The sequence below is a fragment of the Dyella dinghuensis genome, from assembly GCF_003977615.1.
Taxonomy (GTDB): domain Bacteria; phylum Pseudomonadota; class Gammaproteobacteria; order Xanthomonadales; family Rhodanobacteraceae; genus Dyella_B; species Dyella_B dinghuensis.
The window spans coordinates 386,364-412,011 of the sequence record NZ_RYZR01000006.1; the positions used below are offsets into that span (position 1 = coordinate 386,364).

Annotated in this window: 23 protein-coding genes; 17 read left to right on the forward strand and 6 right to left on the reverse strand. The window is 59.6% G+C overall.

The features are described from left to right. Positions 1-379: 379 nt before the first annotated feature. Both EKH79_RS12705 and EKH79_RS12710 read left to right on the forward strand, forming a co-directional pair. Positions 380-2,686, forward strand: a complete 2,307-nt coding sequence (locus EKH79_RS12705; RefSeq protein WP_126674189.1) for a S53 family peptidase — start codon at positions 380-382, stop codon at positions 2,684-2,686. Positions 2,687-2,834: 148 nt separating this feature from the next. Then, positions 2,835-4,241, forward strand: coding sequence for an MFS transporter (locus EKH79_RS12710; protein ID WP_126674190.1), 1,407 nt, complete (start codon positions 2,835-2,837; stop codon positions 4,239-4,241). On the opposite strand, the gene EKH79_RS12715 is transcribed toward EKH79_RS12710, so the two are convergent. After that, complete coding sequence (locus tag EKH79_RS12715; protein WP_126674191.1) at positions 4,177-5,757, reverse strand: FAD-dependent oxidoreductase; 1,581 nt, start codon at positions 5,755-5,757, stop codon at positions 4,177-4,179. The genes EKH79_RS12710 and EKH79_RS12715 overlap by 65 nt on opposite strands. 89 nt (positions 5,758-5,846) lie before the next feature. Between EKH79_RS12715 and EKH79_RS12720 the strand changes: the two genes are divergently transcribed. Together EKH79_RS12720 and EKH79_RS12725 are read left to right on the forward strand one after the other, a co-directional pair. Next, complete coding sequence (locus EKH79_RS12720; protein ID WP_267900447.1) at positions 5,847-6,485, forward strand: TetR/AcrR family transcriptional regulator C-terminal domain-containing protein; 639 nt, start codon at positions 5,847-5,849, stop codon at positions 6,483-6,485. A gap of 97 nt (positions 6,486-6,582) precedes the next feature. Beyond that, positions 6,583-7,875 (forward strand): DUF5690 family protein, encoded by a 1,293-nt coding sequence (locus EKH79_RS12725; RefSeq protein ID WP_233590298.1) that lies wholly within the window; start codon positions 6,583-6,585, stop codon positions 7,873-7,875. Between the two features lie 19 nt (positions 7,876-7,894). On the opposite strand, the gene EKH79_RS12730 is transcribed toward EKH79_RS12725, so the two are convergent. The 4 genes from EKH79_RS12730 to phnF form a co-directional block, all read right to left on the reverse strand. After that, on the reverse strand, positions 7,895-8,605 hold the full coding sequence (locus EKH79_RS12730; protein WP_126674192.1) for a DUF899 family protein: 711 nt from the start codon (positions 8,603-8,605) through the stop codon (positions 7,895-7,897). 332 nt (positions 8,606-8,937) lie between these two features. Then, a complete protein-coding gene (gene phnN, locus EKH79_RS12735; RefSeq protein ID WP_126674193.1) occupies positions 8,938-9,483 on the reverse strand; it encodes a phosphonate metabolism protein/1,5-bisphosphokinase (PRPP-forming) PhnN in 546 nt (181 codons plus the stop codon). Then, a complete protein-coding gene (locus tag EKH79_RS12740; RefSeq protein WP_126674194.1) occupies positions 9,480-10,136 on the reverse strand; it encodes a DUF1045 domain-containing protein in 657 nt (218 codons plus the stop codon). Before EKH79_RS12740 ends, phnN begins: the two co-directional genes overlap by 4 nt. Further along, positions 10,136-10,867, reverse strand: coding sequence for a phosphonate metabolism transcriptional regulator PhnF (phnF, locus tag EKH79_RS12745; RefSeq protein WP_126674195.1), 732 nt, complete (start codon positions 10,865-10,867; stop codon positions 10,136-10,138). Before phnF ends, EKH79_RS12740 begins: the two co-directional genes overlap by 1 nt. Positions 10,868-11,002: 135 nt before the next feature. Here phnF and phnG point away from each other — a divergent pair, with 135 nt between their 5' ends. The 13 genes from phnG to EKH79_RS12810 all read left to right on the forward strand — a co-directional run bounded on the left by phnG (position 11,003) and on the right by EKH79_RS12810 (position 24,516). Further along, on the forward strand, positions 11,003-11,449 hold the full coding sequence (gene phnG, locus EKH79_RS12750) for a phosphonate C-P lyase system protein PhnG (RefSeq protein ID WP_126674196.1): 447 nt from the start codon (positions 11,003-11,005) through the stop codon (positions 11,447-11,449). Next, complete coding sequence (phnH, locus tag EKH79_RS12755) at positions 11,449-12,117, forward strand: phosphonate C-P lyase system protein PhnH (RefSeq protein WP_126674197.1); 669 nt, start codon at positions 11,449-11,451, stop codon at positions 12,115-12,117. Before phnG ends, phnH begins: the two co-directional genes overlap by 1 nt. Continuing rightward, positions 12,118-13,218, forward strand: coding sequence for a carbon-phosphorus lyase complex subunit (locus EKH79_RS12760; RefSeq protein WP_126674198.1), 1,101 nt, complete (start codon positions 12,118-12,120; stop codon positions 13,216-13,218). Positions 13,219-13,417: 199 nt separating this feature from the next. Beyond that, positions 13,418-14,251 (forward strand): alpha-D-ribose 1-methylphosphonate 5-phosphate C-P-lyase PhnJ, encoded by an 834-nt coding sequence (locus EKH79_RS12765; protein WP_126674199.1) that lies wholly within the window; start codon positions 13,418-13,420, stop codon positions 14,249-14,251. Then, a complete protein-coding gene (gene phnK / locus EKH79_RS12770) occupies positions 14,248-15,018 on the forward strand; it encodes a phosphonate C-P lyase system protein PhnK (RefSeq protein WP_126674200.1) in 771 nt (256 codons plus the stop codon). The genes EKH79_RS12765 and phnK overlap by 4 nt, the downstream gene beginning before the upstream one ends. Beyond that, entirely contained in the window at positions 15,015-15,719 is a 705-nt protein-coding gene (gene phnL, locus EKH79_RS12775) for a phosphonate C-P lyase system protein PhnL (protein ID WP_126674201.1), read from the forward strand. Before phnK ends, phnL begins: the two co-directional genes overlap by 4 nt. Positions 15,720-15,726: 7 nt before the next feature. Continuing rightward, positions 15,727-16,869, forward strand: coding sequence for an alpha-D-ribose 1-methylphosphonate 5-triphosphate diphosphatase (locus tag EKH79_RS12780; RefSeq protein WP_126674202.1), 1,143 nt, complete (start codon positions 15,727-15,729; stop codon positions 16,867-16,869). 461 nt (positions 16,870-17,330) lie between these two features. After that, positions 17,331-19,994 carry a TonB-dependent receptor gene (locus EKH79_RS12785; RefSeq protein ID WP_126674203.1) on the forward strand — a complete coding sequence of 888 codons (2,664 nt, stop codon included), beginning with the start codon at positions 17,331-17,333 and terminating at the stop codon, positions 19,992-19,994. A gap of 79 nt (positions 19,995-20,073) precedes the next feature. After that, on the forward strand, positions 20,074-22,107 hold the full coding sequence (locus tag EKH79_RS12790) for a tetratricopeptide repeat-containing sulfotransferase family protein (protein ID WP_126674204.1): 2,034 nt from the start codon (positions 20,074-20,076) through the stop codon (positions 22,105-22,107). A gap of 167 nt (positions 22,108-22,274) precedes the next feature. Beyond that, positions 22,275-22,982, forward strand: a complete 708-nt coding sequence (locus tag EKH79_RS12795) for a hypothetical protein (RefSeq protein WP_233590299.1) — start codon at positions 22,275-22,277, stop codon at positions 22,980-22,982. Between the two features lie 146 nt (positions 22,983-23,128). After that, positions 23,129-23,539 (forward strand): DUF1801 domain-containing protein, encoded by a 411-nt coding sequence (locus tag EKH79_RS12800; protein WP_126674205.1) that lies wholly within the window; start codon positions 23,129-23,131, stop codon positions 23,537-23,539. A 79-nt stretch (positions 23,540-23,618) separates the two neighbouring features. Continuing rightward, positions 23,619-24,068, forward strand: a complete 450-nt coding sequence (locus EKH79_RS12805) for a helix-turn-helix transcriptional regulator (protein WP_126674206.1) — start codon at positions 23,619-23,621, stop codon at positions 24,066-24,068. Between the two features lie 37 nt (positions 24,069-24,105). Next, positions 24,106-24,516: a VOC family protein gene (locus EKH79_RS12810; protein ID WP_126674207.1), complete on the forward strand. Its 411-nt coding sequence runs from the start codon at positions 24,106-24,108 to the stop codon at positions 24,514-24,516. Between the two features lie 29 nt (positions 24,517-24,545). On the opposite strand, the gene EKH79_RS12815 is transcribed toward EKH79_RS12810, so the two are convergent. Beyond that, the gene (locus EKH79_RS12815; protein ID WP_126674208.1) at positions 24,546-25,577 is read right to left on the reverse strand and encodes an alpha/beta hydrolase family protein; all 1,032 of its coding nucleotides are present in this window, start codon (positions 25,575-25,577) and stop codon (positions 24,546-24,548) included. Between the last annotated feature and the right edge of the window lie 71 nt (positions 25,578-25,648).

Consider the following 25,648-nt stretch of genomic DNA (forward strand, 5'->3'; position numbering starts at 1 on the left):
CACAAATGTGCGATGTCGCGCACGCTTTTTGCTGAATGCGTGCAAGCCTTGTGAAGACTCTTTCATTTAGACGGCCAATTGTCGCGGTCATCTTCATGATGTGTAAGCAGGATGTAACAGTATTTTTTTGCGAAAAGCACTGGACTAGCCGGCCAAACCGGGCGCAACATCGACGTCCCCGGGACACAAACGGGGAGAAGTGGGAGCCCAATCGAATCAACGAAATCGTGCCGCGAGTGGCTGCGTCGAGCCTGTGCGGCAGTTCGGTGATTTTCAAGTACTTACATGTAGGGAGGTAGCAGCACGACGATACGAAGTTCAGTTGGCCAATCAATCCATCACAGGGGGACTCGCTTTTTTCATCCATAGGGAGAGAAACGTGAAAACCGAGCATGTGATGAGAGGTTTATCGATCGCCGCAGCACTTGCCGCGCTACCGTCGATTGCCCTGGCTTCAAGTGCAAGTTCCGCGCTGACGGGTGTCAATACCACCGAAGCGCCCCGAGTAACGCAAACCGTCGACAACCGCGTGGTATCCACGCTAGGCAATACCCATTTATCGCTTATCGGCTCATCGGTGATCAGCGGCGCAGTCGCGGATTCCACTCCGATGAATCATATGCAATTGATTCTTCAACGTAGTGCGCTGCGCACAGCGGCATTGGCATCACTCACTGACGCACTGCACGATCCGTCCTCGTCCAAGTTTCATCAATGGATAACACCCGAAGAATTCGGCACAACCTTCGGCGTGGCCGATGCAGACATCAACGCGGTGAAGACGTGGCTGCAATCGCAAGGATTCACTGTAAACGGTGTGTATCCGAACAAGATGCAGATCGATTTCAGCGGTACAGCTGGACAGGTCAAGCAGGCGTTCCGCACGCAGGAAAATCACTACATCGTCAATCATGTCAGTCACATCGCCAATGCTGGCGATATCAGCGTCCCTGCGGCGCTGCGCAGTGTGATTGTCGGCGTCGCCGGCCTTAACGACTTCCGGCCGCAACCGTTGCATGTACCGCCTCAGGTGGCGCAATTCAACAAATCGTCGAATAACTTCAAGATCCAGCAGCCGGCAAGCAGCAAGGCAGGTACGCCGGGCAATCCGGCGGTGAACTTCAGTGGCGGGGTACGCGGATTCGTCCCGTACGATATGCAAACGATTTACAACACAAGCTCGCTGTATACGAGCGGCTTCACCGGCGCGGGCATTACCATTGCGGTGGTCGAGGATCAGGATATGGATCCTTCGGACTGGCCTAACTTCGTCAGCCAGTTTGGTCTTGGCAGTTACGGCGGCACGTTCAATCAATTCCAGCCGCAGTTGACGCCGAGTACGGGCAACTGTACCGATCCGGGTGGCGCCAACCCCGATGGTGAAAGCATCGAGACGATTTTGGATGCCGAATACTCCACAGCCATGGCACCAGGTGCTGCGATCTGGGTTGCGACGTGCGCCGACTCGGACTCGTCGAACTTCTTTGGCGGCGTTTTCACCGCCGCGGATAATTTGATCAACAACACGAATGCCGCGGGCAGGCCGAATGTGATCAGCGCCAGTTACGGCTATGGCGAAGGCTTTACCGATACCCCAAGCAAAACTGCTATCGACCTGATGTGGGCGCAGGCCGATGCCGAAGGTATTTCGGTATTCGTATCGACGGGTGACTCGGGTTCAAATCCGAGCTTCAACGGCTTCGTCATCAACGATGCCGGCATCGATGCCAACTCGTTGGCCACATCGCCAAACGATACGGGCGTGGGTGGGTCGGATACCGCCGATATTCTCGACGGCACCACGAGCAAGTACTTCAACAGCACGCCGAATGCGGTGTACGGTACGGCGAAATCGTATGTGCCGGAGATCACCTGGAATACCTCGTGCGGCAATACGGTAGCGGCACAGAAGCTGGTGGGTCTCTCGGCGTTGCAGTTCTGCAAGACCGCGTTGATCTACGATCCGAACGGTTATTACGTGACCTCTGAAAGCGGTAGTGGCGGCCCATCAGCCATTGATGCAAAACCCGCTTGGCAACGCGTCGTGCATGGTGCACCGAAGGACTTGTCGCGTGACTTGCCGGACGTTTCGCTGTTCGGTGGTTCGTATGGCGGGTATTCGTGGGTGATTCTCTGCACGGGTCTGTATCCGTGCACACCTAACTTTGCGTCGCCAGTTGAATTGGTCGCCGGCACATCGCTGTCTTCACCGATGTTTGCGGGTGTCCAGGCCGTGCTCGACCAAGGTCTGTACGCCGCTGGAGCATGGTCGCCCAATCAGGGCAACGCCGCGCCGACGCTGTACGAGCTTGCACGCAATGAGTACGGCGGCGCAACGGGATCAACACCTTCGACGCTCGCGCAGTGCGATTCCGACAACGGCACCAAGGGAACCAGCAAGTGCGTGTTTTACAACATTACGTCTGGTGGCAATTCCACACAGTGCATCCAGGTGGCAGCGTTCGCGCAAGTCACGCCGGATTGCTACTTCTATGGAACCATACAGAACTATCTTGAAGCCTACGGTCCGACGCTGGTGGGACTGACCTCGACCAGTGCAACGAAATACAACAGCAATACGGCAGCATTTTCCTCCACGCCCGGCTGGAGTTTTGCCAATGGCTTGGGTTCGGTAAATGCCAACAATCTTTACTCGGCCTGGAAGAAGTTCATGGGCCTGCCGTAATCGCCGGAGTTTTGCGTTCTATCCCCTGGCAGCTGACCCTGCCAGGGGACTTTCATACCGGTCGCAACGATCGGATATTACGTCCATCAACGAAATATCCATGCCTGGCATGTCATAAGCTTTCACCTCCCCTCATCGACAAGCCTGCATGGACCAGCGATCTTTAGCGCGCGGCATCGCGCGCGTCACGACGGCAAGCAGCTTCGGCTTTGCCTTAGTGCAACTGGACGTCACCATCGTCAACGTTGCGCTGCCGCGCATTGCTAGCGATTTGCACACCGGCGTCGCAGGCTTGCAATGGGTGGTCGACGCTTACGCGCTGGCGTTTGCAGTGTTCTTGCTCAGCCTTGGTTATCTTGGCGACCGGGTCGGCGCACGCAAGGTCTTTATCGGCGGTATGCTGCTATTTGCGCTTTCCTCCGTGCTTTGCGGTTGCGCGGCGAACGCAGTGATGCTGATTGCCGGACGTGCGCTGCAGGGTCTTGGTGCGGCAGCGATGCTGCCATGCTCGCTGGCGTTGTTGAGTCATGCCACGGCACACGAGCACGCTTTGCGCGCACGCGCCGTCGGCTGGTGGACCGCCGCCGGAAGCATTTCGATTGCGGCGGGCCCGATTGTCGGCGGCTTGCTGATGAGCATGACGACGTGGCGCAGTATTTTCTTCGTTAACGTGCCCGTTTGTGCAGTCGGCATATGGCTTGCGTTGCGTGTGCCCGAAGCGGAACTTAAACCCCGACAGGGACGTTTCGATCTGCGCGGACAATTGCTCGCGATTCTCGCGTTAACGGGTCTGACGACGGCGGTGATCGAACTTCATCCGCTCGGTTGGACGCATCCTTTGGTGCTCGCCTGTATCGCTACCGTGCTGATCGCGACGCCGTTGTTCCTGCTGGCCGAATCGCGCAGCACGGCGCCGATGTTGCCGCTGCGCTTTTTCAAGGCGCCCGGTTTCAGCATCGCCGTGATCTACGGTGTCGTCGTCAACATGACGTATTACGGCATCGTGTTCCTGCTGAGCCTGTATCTTCAGCGCGTGCACGGCTACAGCGCGTTGCGCACCGGACTCGCGTACCTTCCGCTCACCGCCACGTTTTTCGGCGTGAATATTTTCAGCGGTTGGCTAGTGGGCCGCACAGGTGCGCGCTTGCCCATGGTCCTTGGTGCGCTGATCGATGGCGCCGGATTTGCACTCTTTCTGCTGCTGGGTGCAACGAGTCCGTATTTGTTGATGTTGCCGGCGTTCGCGCTGCTTCCCGCCGGTATGGGACTCGGTGTTCCGGCAATGACGACCACGGTGTTGTCGGCGGTGGAGAAGCATGCGGCCGGCACGGCATCCGGCGTGCTCAATGCAGCTCGTCAAGCTGCCGGTGCCGTGGGTGTCGCGTTGTTTGGTGCGCTGGCAGGCGATCGCAATGATCTCGTTGTGGGCGGCCTGCATCGCTCCGCCCTGATTTCCGTTGTGCTGCTGCTCGTCGCTGCAATGCTTGCGTTTATTTATATATCGCCCTCGCATAAGACCGCGTCGCACTCATCCGATCGGCAGCGGTCGTTGTAGCGAGATAGGCAAGCGCGGCCTGTGGCGTTTTCTCTTCGGTCACCATGCCGATATATCCGTCCGGACGAATGATCATCAACGTGTCGTTGTGAATGTCGTAGTGGCGCATGGCGTGCTGTGCCTGGTCATGCCATACGGATCGCACGTCGCCTTCCTCGGATTCACCGATGACGAAACTTTTTACCGTTTCTCCATGATGAGCCTCGATGTCCGCGATCACGCGATCCCAACCGTCTCCAAATGCGAGCACGGTGAGATGCGTACCTCGAATCAGGTCAAACAGGCGGCACGTTTGATTGTTCGTCCGCAAATCCGGTGCGTCCGGCGCACGGTCGCCGGCCTGGATCTTGCCGGGATTCGCGCGCTGCTCCTGTGCAAGCCGATGCGGACGATAGTGGATTCCCAGCTGTAACGTTTCCGTACCGCGCGGTCCGGCGATATGCCTGGACTGCACTGCCTTCGCCAGCAAGTCGTTGGATATACCCAGCACCCACGCAGCGACGGGCAAGCGCTCTTCTTCGTAGGTATCTAGCAGCGACACATCCGCGCCCGCAATGACCGCGGCCAGTTTCCATCCGAGGTTGTACGCGTCCTGGATGCCGGTGTTCATACCCTGCCCGCCTGCGGGCGAATGCACGTGCGCTGCGTCGCCAGCGAGGAAGGCACGGCCGACACGGTAACGGTCGACTATGCGGACGTTCGCGCGCCAGAACGACATCCACGTGGCGTCGTGCAAGCGGATGTCGGTCGCTTTCGTTCGCGTGTCGAGTATGTCCTGGAAGATCTGCAGCGATGGTTCAGTCGGCGCGTCCGGGCTCAGCGATGCCTGAAACTGAAACATGTCCGTGCCCGGCAGCGGCGCCAACGCAACGACACCTTCCTCACTGCGCCACGCATGCCAGAAATCGCGATCGATGCCGGTCGCCTTGACGTCGCCTACGAACATGCGATGCGTCTCGAGCGTTTCGCCGATAAAGGCGACGCCCAATAGACCGCGCGTTTTACTTCGGCCGCCATCGCACGCAACCAGCCAGTTTGCTCGCACGGTTTCTGCCACACCGTTGCGCATCAACGTCGCTGTAACGCCGGTTTCATCCTGCACGAGATTTTCCAGCGACGTCGCGAATTCCACGCGTGCGCCCCATTCGGTCAGCCGCTCGCGCAGGATGTTCTCGATACGCCACTGCGGAATCATCAGCGGTGAGCCATAAGGCGCATCGGGTGTGGGCTGATGTCCTTCGTAAAGGTCATGATCTTTGACGCTGCCGTCGGCGTCGTGAAAGCGCATCGGCATGTGAAAACGGCCAGCGGCGACGATGCGATCCACCACGCCCAGATCGTCCAGCACCTCCAGCGATCGGGGTTGCAGACCCTTGCCGCGCGAGGCGGCGGATGGCTGCGGCAATGCATCGATCAGTCGAAAGGCCACGTTTCGGCGCGCCAGTTCGCAGGCCAGGACCAGGCCGGTGGGGCCGGCGCCGATGATCAGGACGTCTATGGATGTGGGGTGGGTCATGGGAATCACCTCTCTAACGTTGTTAGGGAGTATTCTATAACACGATTAGAGACCTCTTACAACGTTAGAGAACGAGCGGAGACACCGGGATGCGGGTAGGTCGGGAGCCAGTGGTACGTGCGGGCCTGAAATTGCTGGACGAAAGCGGCCTGGAAGGCCTGACGCTGCGGGCGATTGCCGCCGAAATGGGTGTCCGGGCGCCCACGCTGTACTGGCGCTTCAAGAACAAGCAGGACCTGGTGGACGAAATGGCCAGCTACGTATTGGTCGAATCGACCCGGACGCTGGAGACTCATCCGCAACCCGCGACGTGGCAGGGATGGGTGCTGGCCTACGCCCATGGCCTGCGCAACACCCTGCTGCGCTACCGCGACGGCGCGCGGATGGTTTCCGGCTCCCGCCTGACAGATACCCGTGTCTACGCCTCAATGGAACACGCGCTGGAAATGTTTCAAAGCAACGGAATTGCGCCTTCCGATGCCGTGATGTGCCTGGGGACGGTGTATAGCTACGTCATCGGCTTCACCATCGAACAGCAAGCGGTGTTGTCGCCCAAGGGCGAGCGCGATCCGCGCTATGCGCTCTCGGCGCGCGAGGAAATGGTCGATGCCGAGCGCTATCCGCTGTCGCGCAGCATCGGCCCAGATGTGTTCGATAACTATGACGAACGCTTCGAACGTGCCGTTCGCGTCATCACCGCGGGATTCGAGGATGAATTCGCGGTCTAGACCAGTTGTATCGGCGCGACTAGCGATCGCCACAGCGCTGTAACTTGCACGCATCAACCTGCCCGCACTGCCGAATCGGCTGCTGCGGGTGTGTTTCGTGTCGTTTCTATCGGATCTTCGCCGCCATCCCATGGCGATCAATCTTCTGGCTGGTTCTGCAGCATTTCTGGCCTATGCGTCGATGTACGCCTTTCGCAAACCGTTCACCGCGGCGTCCTTCGAAGGCATGCACGTCGCGGGCATTGATTACAAAGTGTGGCTGGTGATTGCGCAGGTGATCGGTTACATGCTGAGCAAGGTGCGCGGCATCACCTGGATTGCGGAGATACAGCGTCAACGTCGCGCACGCACACTCGCAGGCCTGATTGGTTTTTCGTGGCTGGCGTTGCTTGGTTTTGCGCTGATCCCTGCACCGTGGAATATCCCGTTTCTGTTTCTCAACGGATTACCCCTGGGCATGGTCTGGGGCGTGATCTTCGGTTATCTGGAAGGACGCCGCGGTACGGAGATGATGGGCGCCTTGATGTGCGCCAGCTTTATCGTCGGCTCCGGCGTGGTGAAAACCGTGGGCACATGGTTGATGGTGCGTTGGCATGTCAGCGAGTTCTGGATGCCGTTCGCCACCGGCATGCTGTTCATTGCGCCGTTGTGTCTAGCTACATGGATTCTGGAACATCTGCCTGCACCGGATGCTGCAGACATCGCTGCACGCAATACACGTGTGCCGATGGATGCTGCCACACGCCGTGCATTTCTCGCGCGCTTTCTACCGGGCATTGCGATGATCGTGATGGCGTACGTTGCGCTCACTGTCACACGCGATTTTCGCGACAACTTTGCCGCGGAGATCTGGAGCGATCTTGGCCGCGGTGGCGATGCGTCCGTATTCACCGAAACGGAAGTGCCGATTGCTATCGCCGTGTTGATTCTGACCGCGCTGACGATGTTCGTGCGTGACAACCTCAAAGCGCTGATGCTCAATCACGTGCTGATTTTTGGCGGCTTCGCCATCGCGGTGTTGTCGACATGGATGCATGGCCGCGGATTGCTCGATCCGGTGGGCTGGATCGGTCTGAGCGGTTTCGGTTTGTATCTCGCGTACGTGCCTTACAACGCCACTTTCTTCGAACGTATGCTCGCCACGTTTCGCGTGACGGGCAACGTCGGCTTCATCATGTACATCGCCGACAGCAGCGGTTACATGGGCAGTGTGGTGGTGATCCTGGTGAAGGAATTCGGCGGCATGCATTTGTCGTGGGCGTCGTTTTACGCCGAAACGGTGATGACGTTGTCCGGCATCGGCATGCTGATCACCCTGGTTTCCGCGCTGTATTTCCACGACAAGGCGCGGCGCGCGAAAGCGCCGTCTGCCGTTCCCGCTGCCGCCTGATGCGTTGGTGCGGCAACGATCAATCGGGATAGTCGAGTTTCGGATACCAGTTCGTGCCGCGTCCTTCCGGCGTCATGTCAAACACGCTCCACATCGGCATCGGATCGGGTGCACCACGCGGATCCTGACCGGGATCTGCCGTGGCTTCGCCCATCTCCATACTCCAGAAGTGACGGATCGTCCCGTCGCGGCGCGTGAATACATGGAACGCCGGTATGTCGTTGCCGTCTTTGTCGATACCGCCGTAATCGCGGAGGAAGTTGCCATTGCGGTCGGAATACAAAGGCAGGTAGCGCCAGTGGCGTTCCTTCTTGAAAGCGACGAGGCGATCGATGGGCGCACCGGCAACGACGGCCATCGCGACGCGTTGTTGCATGTCGCGTGCTTCCCCCTCCCACGAACTGAGCATCGCCGTGCACATGGGGCATGGACGTTCGCGCTTTGCGCCGAACATGTAGCAGTACAGGACGAGCGTCTGCTTGTCGCCGAATAAAGCCGCGAAATCGGCCAATCCCTTTTCGCCTTCGAAGCGATAGTCACCGATGACCTCGCCGCCCGGCGGCAACGCTCGGCGTTGCTCGGCGACACGTTCGATGTGGCGGCGCAGCTCTATTTCTTCACGGAGAAGTTCGTCGCGCGCACGACGATAGTCGGCGCTTTCGTTGGGGAGGCGTACGTCGTTGCGTTTCACCAGTTCGGCGGCGGGGATGAGTTTGTCGGCATGGGCCATGGTCGATCTCCGATGAAGAGGCTGGTTACCTCAACGACGAACGCCGCAACGGGGAATCGACACCGTGGGAGAGGGTTTTCTAATCGCTTATTTAAAGGTTTCCCGAAGAACGACCCGTCTCAACGATTCGGCGCCTGCTCCCTCCCCTACGTGCAGTAGGGGAGGGTTGGGGTGGGGTGAAGCCGTCACGCTTGCGGCACGCCTGAGCAACCCCGCCCCGGCCCTTCCCTGCAAGCAGGGCAGGGAGCAAATCCATGCACCGTTGAGACTTCTCAGTCATGAGGAAACGCTTCGAAAGAGCCTTTAGATCGCCCGCGTCATGCCGTTGCGTCTCAATGTCCCGACCGAATTGCCTGCAGCAACGTAGCGCCGGCATCCGCCAGGCAACCGTCGTTGCAAATCACCATGCTGCCGGACGGCACCGGATACGCCGCAATACGCGCAACGCGCGCCTCGATGTCGGCTGGCGATTCGCGTCCACGCGCCATCAGACGTTGCGCGATGCATTCCGGACTCGCCGTGATCAACACCGGCTGCAGCGTCGGAAACCGTTCGCACGCTCGACGGAACGCATCACGCGAACCGTTCACCAAAACATTCGCGCCACGCGCCAGCCAATGCGCCACTTCATTGCCGATACCGTAGTGCAGACCGTGTGCCTGCCATGTCAACGCAAACAGGCCGCGTTGTTCGCGCGACTGAAATTCCGCCTCGCTCAATGCAACATGATTTTCACCGCCAGCATGTGCGGGCCTGGTGATGTATCGATGCGCGCATAGCACGCCGAAAGCGACGCCGTGTTCGCGCACCCAGGTCAGCACGCTGTCTTTGCCTGCGCCGGATGGCCCCATCACGTAAAACAGACGCCCGTCACTCATGCGATACGCCCTGGACCAAGTGCAATCCGCGCAATCGGTTCGAAATTGGCGCCGGGTTCTTTTTCACGGCAGATCGTCAACGCATCGATGTGGGCGATGAGGTGTTCGGCCATTCTTGGCAGCAGGTAATCGCGCAACGTTTGTTCTTCGTCCTCGGTCGCTGGCGCCGATAAGGTCATGTGGAACCGGAAACGCTCCAGCACGTAGGGGTAGCCGAATTCCTTGAATAACGAGCGTTCGACGTCATCAAGGCCATCCGCACGACGATCCCATGCTGCTTTCGAAATCGGTGCGCGCAAGGGGTTGAGATCGCGTACGCAGCGTTCGGCCAAGACATTGACACGTGTTTCATCTGCGTCGGGACGCAGTGCGAGAAAACCACTCAGCACATCCATGCGCAAAAGCAAATCGAATGGTGCGGAAGATTGCGCTACCTCGACAACTTTTTCATGCAAGGTTTTTTCATCTGCGTGCCCGGCGAGCTCAAACGGCGCGCCGAGCGTCGCGTGCCAGCCGTAACGCCGCACATCCGCCATCAACGCCTGAAATCGTTGCTCCGTTATGTCCGGTATCGATGTTGTGGCGAACCACTCGCGCCCAAACATGCCCAGGGCGCTCTCCGCAGCCGGGCAGAAATACACCGCATAGCGCATCAGTTGTCCGCCATCAGAACGAGTTGCACCCAATCGCCGGAGAAGCGCGTGATGCCATATTGCACCGGTATGCCGCGCGTATCGGCGTTGATCGATTGTACGTACAGCACCGGACGATTCGCCGGTTGCTTCATCAATCGCGACGTATTGGCATCGGGCAGGCGCGCCGATACGCGCGTGTGTTTGCGTTCGTAGTCGGTCACGCCAAATTCGCTGAGTGTGCGCGTGACCGACAGCACGCGCCGATACACGGCGGGCAAGCCGGAAAAGCGCGCCGCCGGAAAGTAAGCGGTGCTGTAATCCACGATGTGTCCGTCGGCGCGGCTCAGGGTTTCGATGCGATAGGTGTATTCGTGGCGATCCAGGCCCAGGGATTGGGCTACCTGCGGTGGCGGGACCTCGCGTACGTCCTCGATGACTTCAATATCCGCCTCGACGTTGAGATTGCGCATGTTCTGCGTGAAGCGCGTGCGGCGGCTGATGGGGTAATCCAGCGTGTGCTCCTGCACGAAGGTGCCGCGGCCTTGCTCCGTGCGCACCAGGTTGCGCTGTTCCAGCGCGGCGATGGCCCGGCGTACCGTATGGCGGTTCACATTGAAACGCGCAGCCAGCTCCTGCGCCGAAGGCAGTTGTTCGCCCTGGCGCAGCTGGCCCTTGAGGATGTCGGCCGCGAGGATGCCGCTGATCTGGTTCCACAGCGCCACGCCCCGTCCGCGTTCGATCTCGTTCATACCACTTCCTCAGCCTGTCTATTCACCGTCATGGCAGCGGCACGCTGGCCTGCTGAAATGCTTTCCACCCGGCCTTTCCACTCGGCCGGGTCTGTCTAGATAACTAGACATTTGTGACAAGCCTAGGAACACACCATGGACACCTCCCCCAACTTGGCGCGCGCGCAGTGGATGTCGCTGCTGGCGCAGGCCGATCCGGCCGAACTGGCCGCGGCGATGGATGCCTTCGCGCCGCCCGCGGACGCCGCGTGGCTGCGTCCGGCACAGACCGGCCTCTATATGTTGCGCGGCCGGGTCGGCGGGACGGGGCCGCAGTTCAATTTCGGCGAAATCACCGTGACCCGCTGCAGCGTGCAGGTCGGCGATCACATCGGCCACGCCTGGGTGCGTGGTACGCAGACGCGGCACGCCGAATTGGCGGCCGTTGCCGATGCGCTGATGCAAAACCCGGCGCTGGCTTCGCAAGTGCGCTCGCACGTAATCGAACCTTTGCGGCGGGCGCTGGACGAGCGACGCGATACCGAAAGCCGCAAGGCGGCGGCCAGCAAGGTGGAATTCTTCACCGTGGTGCGGGGCGAGTGATGCTGGCTGCCTTTGCCAATCCCGTCTTTGACAGCCAGCGCACCTTCCGCGAGTTGCTGCAGGCGATGGCGCGCCCGGCAGTACCGCGTTTACTGCCGGTGTTGCCGCCGTCGCCCGCGCCGATTGCGCCCGCTGCGATGGCCATCCTGTTGACGCTTTGCGATGCGACGACTTCCGTATGGCTGCAGCAACCCGACGACAACGTGGTTCGCCACGTCCGTTTTCATGCTGGCGTAAAACTCGCAGAACAACCGCTGGATGCCGACTTCGCACTTATTACCGATCCGCTTTCGATGCCACCGCTGGATGCGTTTGCGCGTGGCGATATGCGTTATCCGGATCGCTCCGCCAGCCTGATCGTTCAAGTCACCGCGCTTGGCGCCTCCCCCTGCGCGCAGGGGGAGGCTGGGAGGGGGTCGCTCACGCTGGCCTCGACGCAAGCGCGTGCAACCCCACCCCAACCCTCCCCTGCAAGCAGGGGAGGGAGCCGGTTCGCGGGGCCGGGAATCCGCGACACCGAAACCGTTGCTATCGATGGTTTGCCCCACGATTTCTGGCAACAACGCGCCGCATTGGCCGCACAGCTGCCGCTCGGAATCGACCTGTATTTCGTCGCTGCACAACACGTCGTTGCGTTGCCGCGCACGACCCGTTTGCTGGAGAGCTGAATGTACGTTGCCGTGAAAGGCGGCGAGCAGGCAATCGCTCGTTCGCTGGAATTGTTGGCCGAGGCGCGCCGTGGCAACACCACCGTTCCGGAGCTGGGGCTGACGCAGATTCGCGAACAGCTGCGGCTGGGCGTGGCGCGCGTGATGCAGGAAGGTTCGTTGTACGACGAGGAGCTTGCGGCGCTGGCGATACGGCAGGCCGCAGGCGACATGCTCGAAGCGATCTTCCTCCTGCGCGCTTATCGCACGACGTTGCCACGTTTTGGCTACACACAACCGCTGAACACATCGGCGATGCGCGTGCGTCGCCGTGTATCGGGCACGTTCAAGGATGTTCCCGGCGGTCAGGTCCTCGGCCCGACCTATGATTACACGCAGCGATTGCTCGATTTCGATACGACGCAAGCGACGACCGTCGAACCTGCGGAAGCACCGCTTCCCGCGAATATGCCGCGCGTACTCGACCTGCTGGATGCGGAGGCGTTGATCGAGCGCATCGAGCCGGGCAGCGATCCGGAGCCGACCGATCTCACGCGCGAACCATTGATGTTTCCCGCCGATCGCGCAACGCGTTTGCAGAACCTTTCCCGCGGCGATGAAGGGTTTCTGCTGGGTATGGCGTATTCCACGCAGCGCGGGTACGCCGAAAGCCATCCTTTTGCGGGCGAAATCCGCATGGGCGAGGTGGACGTGGTGGTGTGCCCCGAAGAATTGGGCTTCGCCATCGAAATCGGGTCGATCACGCTTACCGAGTGTCAGATGATCAATCAGTTCCACGGCGGCAACGGCGTGCCGCCGCAATTCACGCGCGGCTATGGTCTGGCGATGGGCGAAGGCGAACGCAAGGCGATGTCGATGGCGCTGGTCGATCGCGCGCTGCGTTGCGACGAACTGGCCGAGGCGAACTACGCACCGGCCCAAAATCAGGAATTCGTGTTGTCGCATTCGGACAGCGTGGAAGCGTCCGGTTTCGTGCAGCATTTGAAGTTGCCGCACTACGTAGACTTTCAGGCGGAATTGTCGTTGCTGCGCATCTTGGCTGCGCAACATGCCGCGCGTGACGACGAGCAGCCCTTGAGCGCGGCCGGAGGTCAGGCATGACCGCAACGTCCACACTGCACGCAGCTCTGCCCCCTCTCCCCTCCGGGGAGAGGGCTGGGGTGAGGGGCCGCGCTGGCCAAACGCTCCACTTCAATAAAAAACTTTCTGTTCCGGCCACATGCAAAAGCGCGGCTCTTCGGCACACCGGCCCCTCACCCCAACCCTCTCCCCGGAGGGGAGAGGGAGTGATGTCTTCGCCATGACCTACAACTTCGCTTTCCTCGATGAAGACACCAAGCGGATGCTGCGGCGTGCGTTGCTCAAAGCAGTCGCCATTCCCGGTTATCAGGTGCCCTTCGGCAGCCGCGAAATGCCCTTGCCTTACGGCTGGGGCACGGGCGGCATCCAGGTCACAGCCGCCTTGCTCGGTCCTGACGATGTACTGAAAGTGATTGACCAAGGTGCCGACGACACCACGAATGCCGTGAATATCCGCCGCTTTTTTGCGCGGGTTGCCGGTGTCGCGACGACCGAACACACCGTCGATGCCACCCTGATTCAAACGCGGCACCGCATTCCTGAAACATCGTTGCGCGAAGATCAGATTCTTGTGTTTCAGGTTCCCGAGCCGGAACCGCTACGCACACTGGAACCACGCGAAGCCGAGACGCGCACGCTGCACGCTCTGGCCGATTACGGATTGATGCACGTGAAGCTGTACGAAGACATTGCCCAATACGGGCACATTGCCACCAGTTATGACTATCCGGTTCTGGTCGACGGCAGGTATCTCACCTCGCCCTCGCCCATTCCGAAATTCGATAACCCGAAGATGGATCAATCGCCCGCATTAATGTTGTTCGGCGCGGGCCGCGAAAAGCGCCTGTACGCGATTCCGCCTTACACAAGCGTGGAGAGTTTGGCGTTCGAGGATCACCCGTTCGAGATTCAGCGCTGGGAACATCACTGCGAACTGTGCGGATCGCGCGAGAGCTATCTCGATGAAGTGGTCGTCGACGATCGCGGTTCGCGCATGTTCGTGTGTTCCGACACCGATTTCTGCAGCGGCCGTCGTGCGGAGGCTCAAGCATGAGCGCCCTGCTGCAAGTTCGCGGCTTGAGCCGTCATTATGGTCACCGCATCGGCTGCGAGGACGTCAGTTTCGATCTGCATCCCGGTGAGTTGTTGTGCATCGTGGGTGAATCCGGGTCGGGCAAGTCGACCTTGCTCAATACCGTCGCCGCTCAACTCGCCCCCACATCGGGCAGCGTTCGCTACTGCCAGAAGAACGGAAGCTGGCTCGATATCGGCATGCTTAATGAAGCAGACCGTCGTCGTCTCGCTCGCGAAGAATGGGGCTTCGTCACGCAGAATCCGCGCGATGGCCTTCGCTTGAATGTCAGCGCAGGCGCGAATGTCGCCGAGCGGCTCATGGCGCTGGGCATGCGCAATTACAGCCAGCTGCGCGGTATCGCGCGGAACTGGCTGGAACGCGTGGAGATCGATCCGTCACGCATCGACGATCCTCCCACCGCCTTTTCCGGCGGCATGCAACAACGTCTGCAGATTGCGCGCACGCTGGTCACGCAACCGCGATTGGTATTCATGGATGAACCCACGGCGGGCCTGGATGTCTCAGTACAGGCACGCATCCTCGATTTGTTGCGCCGGCTGGTCAACGAGCTGGGACTTGCCGCCGTGATGGTCACGCACGATCTCGCGGTCGCGCGGTTGCTCGCAGCGCGCACGATGGTGATGCAAGGTGGCCGCGTGGTGGAAACCGGCCTGACGGATCAGATTCTCGATGACCCCCAACATCCGTACACGCAGTTGCTCGTTTCTTCGGTGTTGACGACATGACAGCCACTTTGATGCTCGAATTGCGCGACCTTGGCAAGTCGTTTGAACTGCACCATCAGCATGGTGCGCGCCTGAATGTATTGAGCGGCATGAATCTGCGTTTGCACGCGGGCGAATGCGTCGTGCTATCGGGTCCTTCCGGCGCCGGCAAGAGCACGTTGCTGCGCGTGGTCTACGCCAACTATCGCCCGAGCTTTGGCGCGGTGCACGTACGGCATGCCGAGCGCTGGCTCGATCTGGCCAAGGCGACGCCGCATGAAGTACTGGATGTTCGTCGCCGCACATTGGGCTATGTCAGCCAGTTTCTGCGTGTGATTCCACGCGTCCCGACGCTGGATATCGTGGCTGAGCCATTGCTACAAATGGGTGGCGTCAGCCTGGAGCAGGCGCGCGAACGCGCCGGCAACTTGCTGCGCCGGCTGAATGTTCCGGAGCGTCTGTGGCATCTGCCACCGGGTACGTTTTCCGGCGGCGAACAGCAGCGCGTGAACATTGCACGCGGGCTGATCATGCCGCGCCCTATTCTTCTGCTGGACGAACCGACGGCGTCGCTCGATGCAGACAATCGTGCCGTCGTCGCCGAACTTCTCTCCGAGGCGCGCGCTGCCGGTTCAGCCGTGCTCGGTATCTTTCACGATGAGGACATGCGCGATCGCGTGGCGACGCGTCTGTTCCCGATGCAAGCCCTGGAAGCCGCCTGAGACCCCTATGAATGATTTAGCTCTGACCAATGCGCGCATCGTGCTCGACGACTGCATTTTGCACGGCACTTTGATTGCCCGTAACGGCATCATCCGGCTGGTCGAGGAAGGTTCGACCCAGGCACCCGGCGCCATCGACTGTGAAGGCGATTACGTTGTGCCCGGGCTGGTCGAACTGCATACCGACAATCTTGAAAAGCATCTGATGCCGCGCGCAGGCGTGCTCTGGCCGTCGATTCCTGCGGTGTTGACGCACGATGCGCAGGTCGTGGCCGCAGGCATTACCACCGTGTTCGATGCTTTGTCGGTCGGTGATCTCGAAGAAGACAGTGTGCGCGTCGAAACGCTCAAGAGCACGTATGACGCCATCCTCCAGGGTCAGGAAACCGGAGCGTTGCGCGCCGATCACTGGATTCACCTTCGCTGCGAACTGGCCTACCCGCGATTGATCGAGGCGCTGGAACCGCTGATGCATCACCCCAGCGTGCGCCTGATTTCGCTGATGGATCACACCCCTGGTCAACGCCAGTTCCGCGATCTCGCGCAATACCGCAAGTACTACAGCAAGAGCCATATCAGCTGGACGGAAGACGAATTTGCCGATGTCCTGAAGCGCCGAACCGAACAGCAAGCGGCATATAGCAGCAAGCACGAGAGCATCGTGCTATCGATGGCGCGGGGCCGCAATATCATTCTCGCCAGCCACGATGATACCGATGTGCAGCAGGTCGGTCATGCGCGGCGCCTGGGTGTGACGATTTCCGAATTCCCTACCACGCAAGAGGCAGCCGATGCCGCCCATGCACACGGCCTCACTACCGTGATGGGTGCGCCGAATGTCGTCCGCGGCGGTTCGCATTCGGGCAACGTGGCCGCGTTGGATCTTGCGCGCACAGATCGTCTGGACATGTTGTCGTCCGACTACGTACCGGCGAGCCTGCTGCATGGCGCCTTCATGTTGCACACGCTGGCGGGTTGGTCGATGCCGCGGGCGATGGCAACGGTGAGCCGCAATCCTGCCAGGGCGCTCGGGTTCGAAGACCGCGGGACGCTGAAGGCCGGTTTGCGTGCGGACGTCGTGCGCATGCGTGACGTTGGCGGTTTGCCGATCGTGCGCAATGTATGGGTGAATGGGCAACGCTCGTTCTGATTGCATGGCACGTTGAGAAGCCCGCATCGCAATGATTTGCGAGCGGGTTTTTTCTTTTGCGCCACGCATTCACCTCTTTTTGAGGCGACCTTCTGTTTACTACTCATGCTGTTTACTACCCATGCCGAACCATTCTTCCGCGATGGTTGGAAGCATCTTTCTTCCGACGTTTTATCCCAATGTTGCGCGCAGACTCGGTGCTTTACACAAGTACACAAACATGTGCGCTAAACGTCATGACATTTCACTTTCCCTTACATCACGTTGTCATGTGGTCCTGCTGAGTCGTCTTTTTTAGACGTCTATATGATTAAAACTTCTTTCGCATGGACGTAGACATTTAAGAAAGTTGACTAATCAACGTCATCTGCGTTTCATCGCAGCTCCCTAGCCTGTGTGTCATAGCCGTATCAGGCATCCATGCCGGCCGCGTCCGGTAACACACCCTTGGGGAGATAGACTTGAAGATCAATCCAATCACTTGCGCGGTGCTGGCCGCGCTTGCGGTCACTCGCGTGTCGTACGCCGATGGCACGACGCAACCGGCCTCTGTACCAGCACCTCAAACGACTCAAACAAATCAAACGGGTCCGTCGGCGCAGCCGGATTCGAACGGTCAGCCGTCATCAGCGGGCGCTTCTACGCTCGGTGCGATTACGGTGACGGCGCAGCACACGCTCGAAGACATTCAGGACGTGCCGATCACGATCCAGGCATTCACCGGTACGACGTTGCAGCAGTTGAACATCCAGACGGCCAACGATCTCATCAAGTATCTGCCGAACGTGACGCTTGCCGAGAACGGTCCCGGCCAGGGCAACATCTACATGCGTGGCCTGAGTACCGGCTTCCTCGGCAACCAGTCGAGCGCATCGATTGCTCCGTTCCCGAACGTCGCTGTGTATCTCGACGATCAGTCGATGCAGTTCCCGGCGCGCAACCTCGACATCTACATGGTCGACATGGAGCGCCTCGAAGTGCTCGAAGGTCCGCAGGGTACGCTGTTCGGCGGCGGTGCCGAAGCGGGTGCCGTTCGCTACATCACCAACAAGCCCAATCTGGACAAGGTCAGCGGCAGTGTCGAAGCCGGTGTCAGCGCCACCGATGGCGGTGGCCCGAACAATTCGACCAACGCGGTGCTGAACTTCCCGATCATCCCCGGCACGCTCGCCGTGCGTGGTGTGATCTACAACGATCACCAGGGCGGCTACATCGACAACGTGCCGAGCACGTTCACGCGTGAGCCCACCGATGGTGGCGGCGCCATGGCACCTTACGTCGCTGCCGGTGGCACCTCGGTGAGCAACAATTATTCCGTCGCGAAGAACGACTGGAATCCGGTCGATTATCAGGGTGCGCGTCTGTCCGCACTGTGGAAGATCAACGACGACTGGAACTTCCTGATCGCCGAGAGCTACCAGAACCTCGATGCGAACGGTCAGTCCTCGACGTATCCGATCGGAACGGATGGCCAGAAGCTCGGCACCGATCAGATCACCGCCTTCGTGCCGGCGTGGAACGACGACCATTTCACCAACACCGCCTGGACGTTGAACGGCCAGATCGGCGACCTCTCGCTGGTGTACACCGGCGGTTACACCAATCGCCACATCAGCGAGCAGCAGGATTACACCAACTATTCGCGTAGCGCCGGTGGCATGTATTACCAGTGCACCGGCACGTCGGCAGGTCTTGCCAGCACCGGCAAGCCGATCTGTTATTCGCCGACTGGCTATTGGAACGACCACGTAAACAGCACGCATCAGAGCCATGAGCTGCGCCTGAGCACGCCGGAAGATTATCGCTTCCGCGTTATCGGCGGCTTGTACTACGAAGATTTCAACATCGACGATCACATGGACTTCAACTACAAGACCATTCCGTCTTGTACGCCGGGGAACCTCGCCAGTGCGCTTGCCGGTGGTTATCCATGTGTCGCCAATGCCGAGTCGTCACCGGGCGTGGTGATGCCAGACAACACGGCCTTCGGTGAAGTCGAACAGCGCGGTTACAAGCAGGAAGCAGCGTTTGGTTCGATGTCCTACGACATCATCCCGGACGTGCTGACCGCAACCGCCGGCACGCGTTATTACCACTACTCCGAATGGCAGACCGGTACGGAGTTCTACACCACCAGCGCGCAGGTGAACGTTCCCAACGGCACCTATGTCGGCAACGACACGGTGATGAACTACCACCAGACCTATCACGGCTTTAAGAGCCGCGCGAATCTGTTGTGGCACATCTCGCCGAACACGATGGTGTATTACACCTTCTCGCAAGGCTTCCGTCCGGGCGGCTTCAACCGTACGTCGTCGGACGTGGCGAAGCTCGATGGCGAAGCGCAGTACAAGAAGCCGATCAGCTACGCGCCCGACACGCTGACCAACAACGAACTCGGCTTCAAGACCACGTTCTTCGACGACCGCGTGCTGCTCAACGGCTCACTGTATGACATGCGGTGGGACAACGTGCAAATGCAGTTCTTCAACCCGTTGGTGCTGGGTAACACCACCTTCGCGGTCAATGGTCCGAACTACAAGGTGCAGGGTCTGGAGCTGCAATTCCAGGCGAAGATTACCGATAACCTGTCGGTCATCAGCTCCGGTTCGCTCAATCATTCCCGACAGACGAACTCGCCCTGCCTGGTCAACAACATTCCAGGATCGGCTGGCTTTAACGAATGTATCGTCGAAACCGGTGCTGCCGGTGCGGTGACGTCGTTCGCCAATCCGTTCGGTGAAGTGGGCAGCGTGCCGGCGTTCTCGCCGCGTTCGCAGGCCAATCTGCGTCTTCGTTACGACTGGACGCTGCTGGGCAACTACAACGCCTTCTGGCAGATCGGTGCCAGCTACACCGGTTCGATGTACAACCAGCCGGCAACCTATCCGAACGGCGAAGGCGTCACGGACATCACCACGGTGGAACTGCGTTACCTCCAGGGCGCGTACACCACCTACGACGCGTCGATCGGCGTGGCCAAGGACAGCTGGAACTTCTCGCTGTACGGCACCAATTTGGGCAACAGCCACGCCAGCGTGTTTACGTCCTCGGCCCAGTTCATCGAGTCGGAAGTGCCGATTCACCCGCGCGTTATCGGCCTGAAACTCGGCTTCAAGTTCTAACCTGCTGTCTCCGCAGACAAGCCAGTAGAATTCGGGTGGGCGCAAGCCCACCCTCTTTTTTTAAGGTTGTTGATCATCCATGAATGCCTCGGCAGTCGATTCCGTTCCCGCATCGGTGGAGCAGGACCTTCAGCGTATACGCCAGCTGCAAAACGACGGCCAGCACGCGCAGGCCTTGCAGGCTGCACATGCGTTAGCCAGCGACGTGCCGGACAATCGCGACGCGCTTTATCTGGCAGCAAGAAGCCAGCGCTATCTTGGAAAAATCGACGATGCGCTGAAAACGCTTGCACATCTCGAACATAGTCATCCGAATTTCAGTCGGCTGCATGAGGAACGTGGCCACTGCTACGTCGTCATGCGCGACGCACCGCGCGCCATCGACGCCTTGCTGCGTGCCGTCAACATCAATCCCGCGCTTCCTTCGAGCTGGAATCTTCTCGAAGGCCTATATCGCATGACCGGCGACAATGCCAATGCGGCGACGGCGGCTTCGCACGTTGCGACGCTCAAGCGTCTTGCACCGGAAGTTGTGAGCGCGACCAGCTCGTTCGCCGATGGTGAACTTGATAGAGCCGAAAGCACCATTCGCCCTTATCTTCTGAGGGTCGGCAATGATGTGGAAGGTATGCGACTGCTTGCACGCATCGGTCTGGCGCGCGATGTACTCGACGATGCAGAGATTCTGCTTGAAGCGGTGTTGAAGATCGCACCCAATTACCATCCTGCGCGCTTCGATTATGCGAGCGTACTGTTCGAACGGCATCAGTACCAACGTGCGCGCGAGGAGGTGGAAAAGCTGCTTGCCGCCGATCCTCGTCATCCCGATTACCGTGTGCTGTATGCGAGTACGAGCGTGGGCCTTGGCGAACACGATCGCGCGATCGCGCTCTATCAGGAACTCCTGCGGGAAGCGCCGCAAGCGGCCGATCTGCATTTGTCGCTGGCCCATTCGCTAAAAACGCAGGGACGGCAGGCGGATGCGGTTGACGCGTATCGCGCTGCCATTGCTGCGCGACCCAACTTCGGCGATGCCTACTGGAGTCTCGCGAACCTCAAGACATATCGCTTCACAGATGAAGAAATCGCCTCCATGCGCGCGGAGGAAGCATCGCCGGCGACACCGCTAGTCGATCGCTATCACTTGTGTTTCGCCTTGGGCAAAGCGTTCGAGGATCGCAGCGACTACGCCGAGTCATGGCGCTATTACGAACAAGGCAATTCGCTCAAGCGCTCCGAAAGCCGCTACCGCCCGGAGATCTTGGAGACCAATACGCGCAAACAGATCGAGGTCTGCACGCGCGAATTCTTCGTGAACCGAGCGAATGTCGGCGATCCAAGCCCGGATCCGATCTTCATCGTGGGACTGCCGCGCGCGGGTTCCACGCTGCTGGAGCAAATTCTCGCTTCGCATTCGCTAGTCGAGGGAACGCAGGAACTGGCCGACATTCCGCGTATCGTGGTCGATCTGCAGGGGCGCGATCCGGACCTCGACGATCCGCGCTATCCAGCTGTGCTCGCGGACATGAAGCCGGAAGACTTTCGTCGGCTCGGTGAAAAATATCTTCGCGATACGCGCATCTACCGCAGCGGAAAACCTTACTTCATCGACAAGATGCCGAACAATTTCCGGCATATCGGTCTGATTCATTTGATGCTGCCCAATGCAAAGATCATCGATGCGCGCCGCGAACCGATGGCATGCTGCTTCAGCAATCTCAAGCAGCTCTTTGCTACCGGGCAGGAGTTCACGTACAGCATTGAGGATATTGCGCGTTACTACCGCACGTATCTCGATGTGATGCAGCATTGGGACGAGGTGCTGCCCGGGCGTGTGTTGCGCGTTTACCACGAAGATGTCGTCGAAGACCTGGAAAGCAACGTGCGGCGCATTCTGGATTTCTGCGACCTGGCGTTCGAACCGGCGTGTCTGGAATTCCACAAGACCGAGCGCAGCGTGCGCACGGCAAGTTCCGAACAGGTACGTCGTCCGATTTTCCGCGACGGCCTGGATCAATGGGCGAAGTTCGAGTCTTACCTCGACCCGCTCAAGGACATGCTTGGTGACGCGCTGGTGCGTTATCGAATGGATACCCCAGCGGCACGCCCCTGAACCGACCGGACTCGCTACCCCTTGAATGGGGCGACCGTCCCAAAGCGTCTGTCGATTTGTCGCTCTCCCGTTCGTCGCTCACAGGGATAGCCTGTCGTTGGGCGCCGCCCAGCCAATCATGCACGCCTCGAACGTCTCGTCCGGGAGCGAAACAAGGGAGCAAACCGATGAAAATGAACGCCAGTTTTTTCAGCTGTCTGGTTGCGTCAGGCGCGCTCGGCGTCATGACTGTCGCGACGACCGCGTCGGCTCAACAACCGCATAGTTACCCAAGCATGGCGCCGCTAGCCCAATATCTGATGGCCGATCAAGCCGCGGAAATCGCGCTGGCGAAAAGCGCGGCGCCACCCTCGATTTCCGATCATGCAACGGTGCTTGTCCTCCAGGCGCATGGCTATGTCACTGCGGTCAAAGGCACGAATGGATTCGTGTGTGCGGTCGAGCGCGGCTGGATGTCTCCCTTCGACGCGCCGCAATTCTGGAATCCAAAACTGCGCGGGCCGATTTGCTTCAATGCGGAGGCCGTCAAATCCATCCTGCCCATCACGTACAAAAGAACAGCGCTGGTGCTCGCCGGGCAATCCAAAGACGAAATCAAAAAGGACATGACGGCGTTTGCGGCCAAACAAATGCCGGCACTGCAACCGGGTGCCATGTCGTACATGATGTCCAAGCAAGCTTATCTCGACGACCAGTTCGGCCACTGGATGCCGCATTTGATGTTTTACACGGCCACGAACGTGAATTGGGGCGCCGATCAGGATGGATCGCCCGTCATGTTGAATCCGCAGTTCCATGGCCAGCCCGAGCCCGTCAATGTGTTGATGATTCCTGTCGCCAAATGGTCGGACGGCTCCGCCGCGCAGAGCATGTGATGGCTCGCGGCCGTTGCTGATCGCTACAGATGTCGGAAAACGTGAAGACGCCGCCTGGAATAAGCGGCGTGACATTCGGTGCGCGCTGGGTTTACATAAGGTCCTCCAGCCGCCGCACGAAACGGCATCCGAATTCGAGGCCCGCCATGGAACCATCGGAACGCATCGACCAGCTGATTGAGCAACTCACCGACTGGCGCGGCAAGACGTTTGCAGACCTGCGCAAAACCATTCTCGATGCCGATCCGGCGATCATCGAGGAGTGGAAATACCGCGGAAGTCCGGTGTGGTATCGCGATGGCATGATCGCTGTCGCCAACGCCCACAAGGAAAAAGTGAAGATCACTTTTTCCCATGGCGCGAAACTTCCAGACCCCGACAAACTTTTCAATGCCGGCCTGGAAGGCGGTGTGTGGCGGGCGATCGATTTTTTAGAAGGCGACAAGGTCAATAAGCGCGCCCTGAAAAACCTCATTCGTGCCGCTATTGAATACAACCAGAGCAAATCGAAAAAGAAGGCGCCTGCGGGCACTCCGGCGAAAAGTAAAAAGAAATAAATCTGGTGTGAAGTGCTGCTTCAGATACGTCACATTGTCGAGCTTGAGCGCGGCGGTGCGACGTGACAGGATCATCCGCATGAGCAGCAAACGCACCACGGCGCAGCATCTGCGCGATCTCGCACGGTTGCGTCGCGTTCGCGATCAGATCGATCGTGACTACGCGCAGCCGCTGGATGTCGAAGCACTGGCCCACGGTGCGCACATGTCGGCCGGGCACCTCAGCCGACAGTTCCGGCTTGCCTACGGCGAGTCCCCGTATAGCTATTTGATGACGCGGCGCATCGAGCGTGCGATGGCGCTTCTGCGTCGTGGCGACCTGAGCGTTACCGACGTTTGCTTCGCTGTCGGTTGTTCATCGCTGGGCACCTTCAGTACCCGGTTTACCGAGCTGGTCGGTGTGTCGCCCAGCGCTTATCGGCGGCAGCAGGCGGACGCGGTAGTGGGTATTCCCTCGTGCATGGCCAAGCAGGTGATGCGACCGATCAGGAATCAAGAAGCAATCGCTTCGGAGCCAGAATTAAACTGATCGCCATGGACATCACCAACCACTGAGAAAGGCCGCCATGGATATCACTATTCATTCGAGTTTCCTCGCACAGAACGATCCCGATGCTGCACTGAGTTTCTATCGCGACACGCTGGGCTTTGAAGTCCGCAACGATGTCGGATACGGCGGAAAGCGCTGGATCACGGTCGGCCCGGCAGGTCAGCCGGGCACGTCGATCGTGCTGTATCCGCCGGAAGCCAGCCCCGGTATCACCGACGACGAACGCCGCACGATTGCCGAGATGATGGCCAAGGGCACCTTCGGCATCGTTCTGCTGGCGACCAGAGACCTTGCGGGCGCGTTCGAGCGGTTGCAGGCTCGCGGCGCCGATATCGTCCAGGAACCGACCGACCAGCCTTACGGCGTTCGCGACTGCGCTGTTCGCGATCCGGCCGGCAACATGATCCGCATTCAGCAGCTGCGCTGAGTCAATGCCTTGTCTGTGCCATGGCCCAACTAACGATGTGCAGCGTTTAAGGTTTCCTGGAAAAACGTGACCACTTCCGCATTGAACATCCTATGGAATGCGGCGCGATCGAACCCCGCGGGATCGACGCAGATCGACGGAACGATCGAAGCAAGATGCGCACTGCACGGCGGCAGAAAATCATAGTGCCCGGCGCCGGGCACCAGGTGATATTCGGGCGGTGTCGGTAACGCGTTGCGCACGACGTCTTCGAACCAGGGCCTTGGCTGATGTTGATCATTCGCGGCGCCCCATAGCTGTACCGGAACACGTACGTTCTCAAGACCCGCTTTGTCGAACGCATAACCGAAAGCCGGGGCGGCCACCACAATGGCTTTTATTCGAGGATCGGCGATCCATGCATGCGGTGGCACATCGTTGAATATCGTCGCCGCAGAAGCGCCGCCGTTCTTTATCGCCTGGCATAGATCATGGGTTGGATTGGCGTGGCAATAATCGCCAGTTTTGCCAAGATCCGGCACGCCACCGGCTGCAACCAGCACTGTGAATCCACCGTTGGAAAAACCGAATGCGCCGATCTTTTGCGGATTCAGCCGCGCATGGTCGGGCCATGCTTGAAGCATGTAGGTGATGGCGCGCTGCAGCTGCGCAGGACGGCGCCAAAGTTTGAGCACCTGGCTCTGATCGGCGCCGCTGTCGCCGCGATGACTGATCGCAGCCACGACAAAACCCGCGCGCGCAAGCGCAACGGCCGTGTCGTAGTGGCTGACGAACGATCCGCCGCCACCGTGAGAGATGACGACAAGCGGAAGATTGCGTCCCTTCACCGGCGCGCCTGACGCCGCGATACCTTGCTCGAACGGCTCCGTCCCGCCGCTAACGACGGGCGCATCGGTGGGATACCAGACGCCAAGATCCAGAGGCGGCTCGTTCCCGTTCGGGATTTCCAGCTTCTGAAATCCCACGTTGCTTGCGCCTTGATGCGCCTGGGCACCCGTATGCACCAACAGCAACACCGCGAAAATCAGGGCTAGCCGAAGCAGGTATCGATTCCTGGGCATGGATGCGGTCGCTTCTCTGCGGGATGAAGGATGACTATGCCACTACAACGGGTCTGCTGGATAACGGATTG

Coding starts and splice junctions, on each gene's coding strand:
- EKH79_RS12760 (WP_126674198.1), top strand. CDS start 12,118: ATGTACGTTGCCGTGAAAGGCGGCGAGCAGGCAATCGCTCGTTCGCTG.
- EKH79_RS12720 (WP_267900447.1), top strand. CDS start 5,847: ATGCGGGTAGGTCGGGAGCCAGTGGTACGTGCGGGCCTGAAATTGCTG.
- EKH79_RS12740 (WP_126674194.1), bottom strand. CDS start 10,136: ATGCGCTATGCGGTGTATTTCTGCCCGGCTGCGGAGAGCGCCCTGGGC.
- EKH79_RS12765 (WP_126674199.1), top strand. CDS start 13,418: ATGACCTACAACTTCGCTTTCCTCGATGAAGACACCAAGCGGATGCTG.
- EKH79_RS12730 (WP_126674192.1), bottom strand. CDS start 8,605: ATGGCCCATGCCGACAAACTCATCCCCGCCGCCGAACTGGTGAAACGC.
- phnL (WP_126674201.1), top strand. CDS start 15,015: ATGACAGCCACTTTGATGCTCGAATTGCGCGACCTTGGCAAGTCGTTT.
- phnG (WP_126674196.1), top strand. CDS start 11,003: ATGGACACCTCCCCCAACTTGGCGCGCGCGCAGTGGATGTCGCTGCTG.
- EKH79_RS12790 (WP_126674204.1), top strand. CDS start 20,074: ATGAATGCCTCGGCAGTCGATTCCGTTCCCGCATCGGTGGAGCAGGAC.
- EKH79_RS12810 (WP_126674207.1), top strand. CDS start 24,106: ATGGATATCACTATTCATTCGAGTTTCCTCGCACAGAACGATCCCGAT.
- EKH79_RS12795 (WP_233590299.1), top strand. CDS start 22,275: ATGAAAATGAACGCCAGTTTTTTCAGCTGTCTGGTTGCGTCAGGCGCG.
- EKH79_RS12800 (WP_126674205.1), top strand. CDS start 23,129: ATGGAACCATCGGAACGCATCGACCAGCTGATTGAGCAACTCACCGAC.
- phnH (WP_126674197.1), top strand. CDS start 11,449: ATGCTGGCTGCCTTTGCCAATCCCGTCTTTGACAGCCAGCGCACCTTC.
- phnF (WP_126674195.1), bottom strand. CDS start 10,867: ATGAACGAGATCGAACGCGGACGGGGCGTGGCGCTGTGGAACCAGATC.
- phnN (WP_126674193.1), bottom strand. CDS start 9,483: ATGAGTGACGGGCGTCTGTTTTACGTGATGGGGCCATCCGGCGCAGGC.
- phnK (WP_126674200.1), top strand. CDS start 14,248: ATGAGCGCCCTGCTGCAAGTTCGCGGCTTGAGCCGTCATTATGGTCAC.
- EKH79_RS12710 (WP_126674190.1), top strand. CDS start 2,835: ATGGACCAGCGATCTTTAGCGCGCGGCATCGCGCGCGTCACGACGGCA.
- EKH79_RS12815 (WP_126674208.1), bottom strand. CDS start 25,577: ATGCCCAGGAATCGATACCTGCTTCGGCTAGCCCTGATTTTCGCGGTG.
- EKH79_RS12805 (WP_126674206.1), top strand. CDS start 23,619: ATGAGCAGCAAACGCACCACGGCGCAGCATCTGCGCGATCTCGCACGG.
- EKH79_RS12780 (WP_126674202.1), top strand. CDS start 15,727: ATGAATGATTTAGCTCTGACCAATGCGCGCATCGTGCTCGACGACTGC.
- EKH79_RS12715 (WP_126674191.1), bottom strand. CDS start 5,757: ATGACCCACCCCACATCCATAGACGTCCTGATCATCGGCGCCGGCCCC.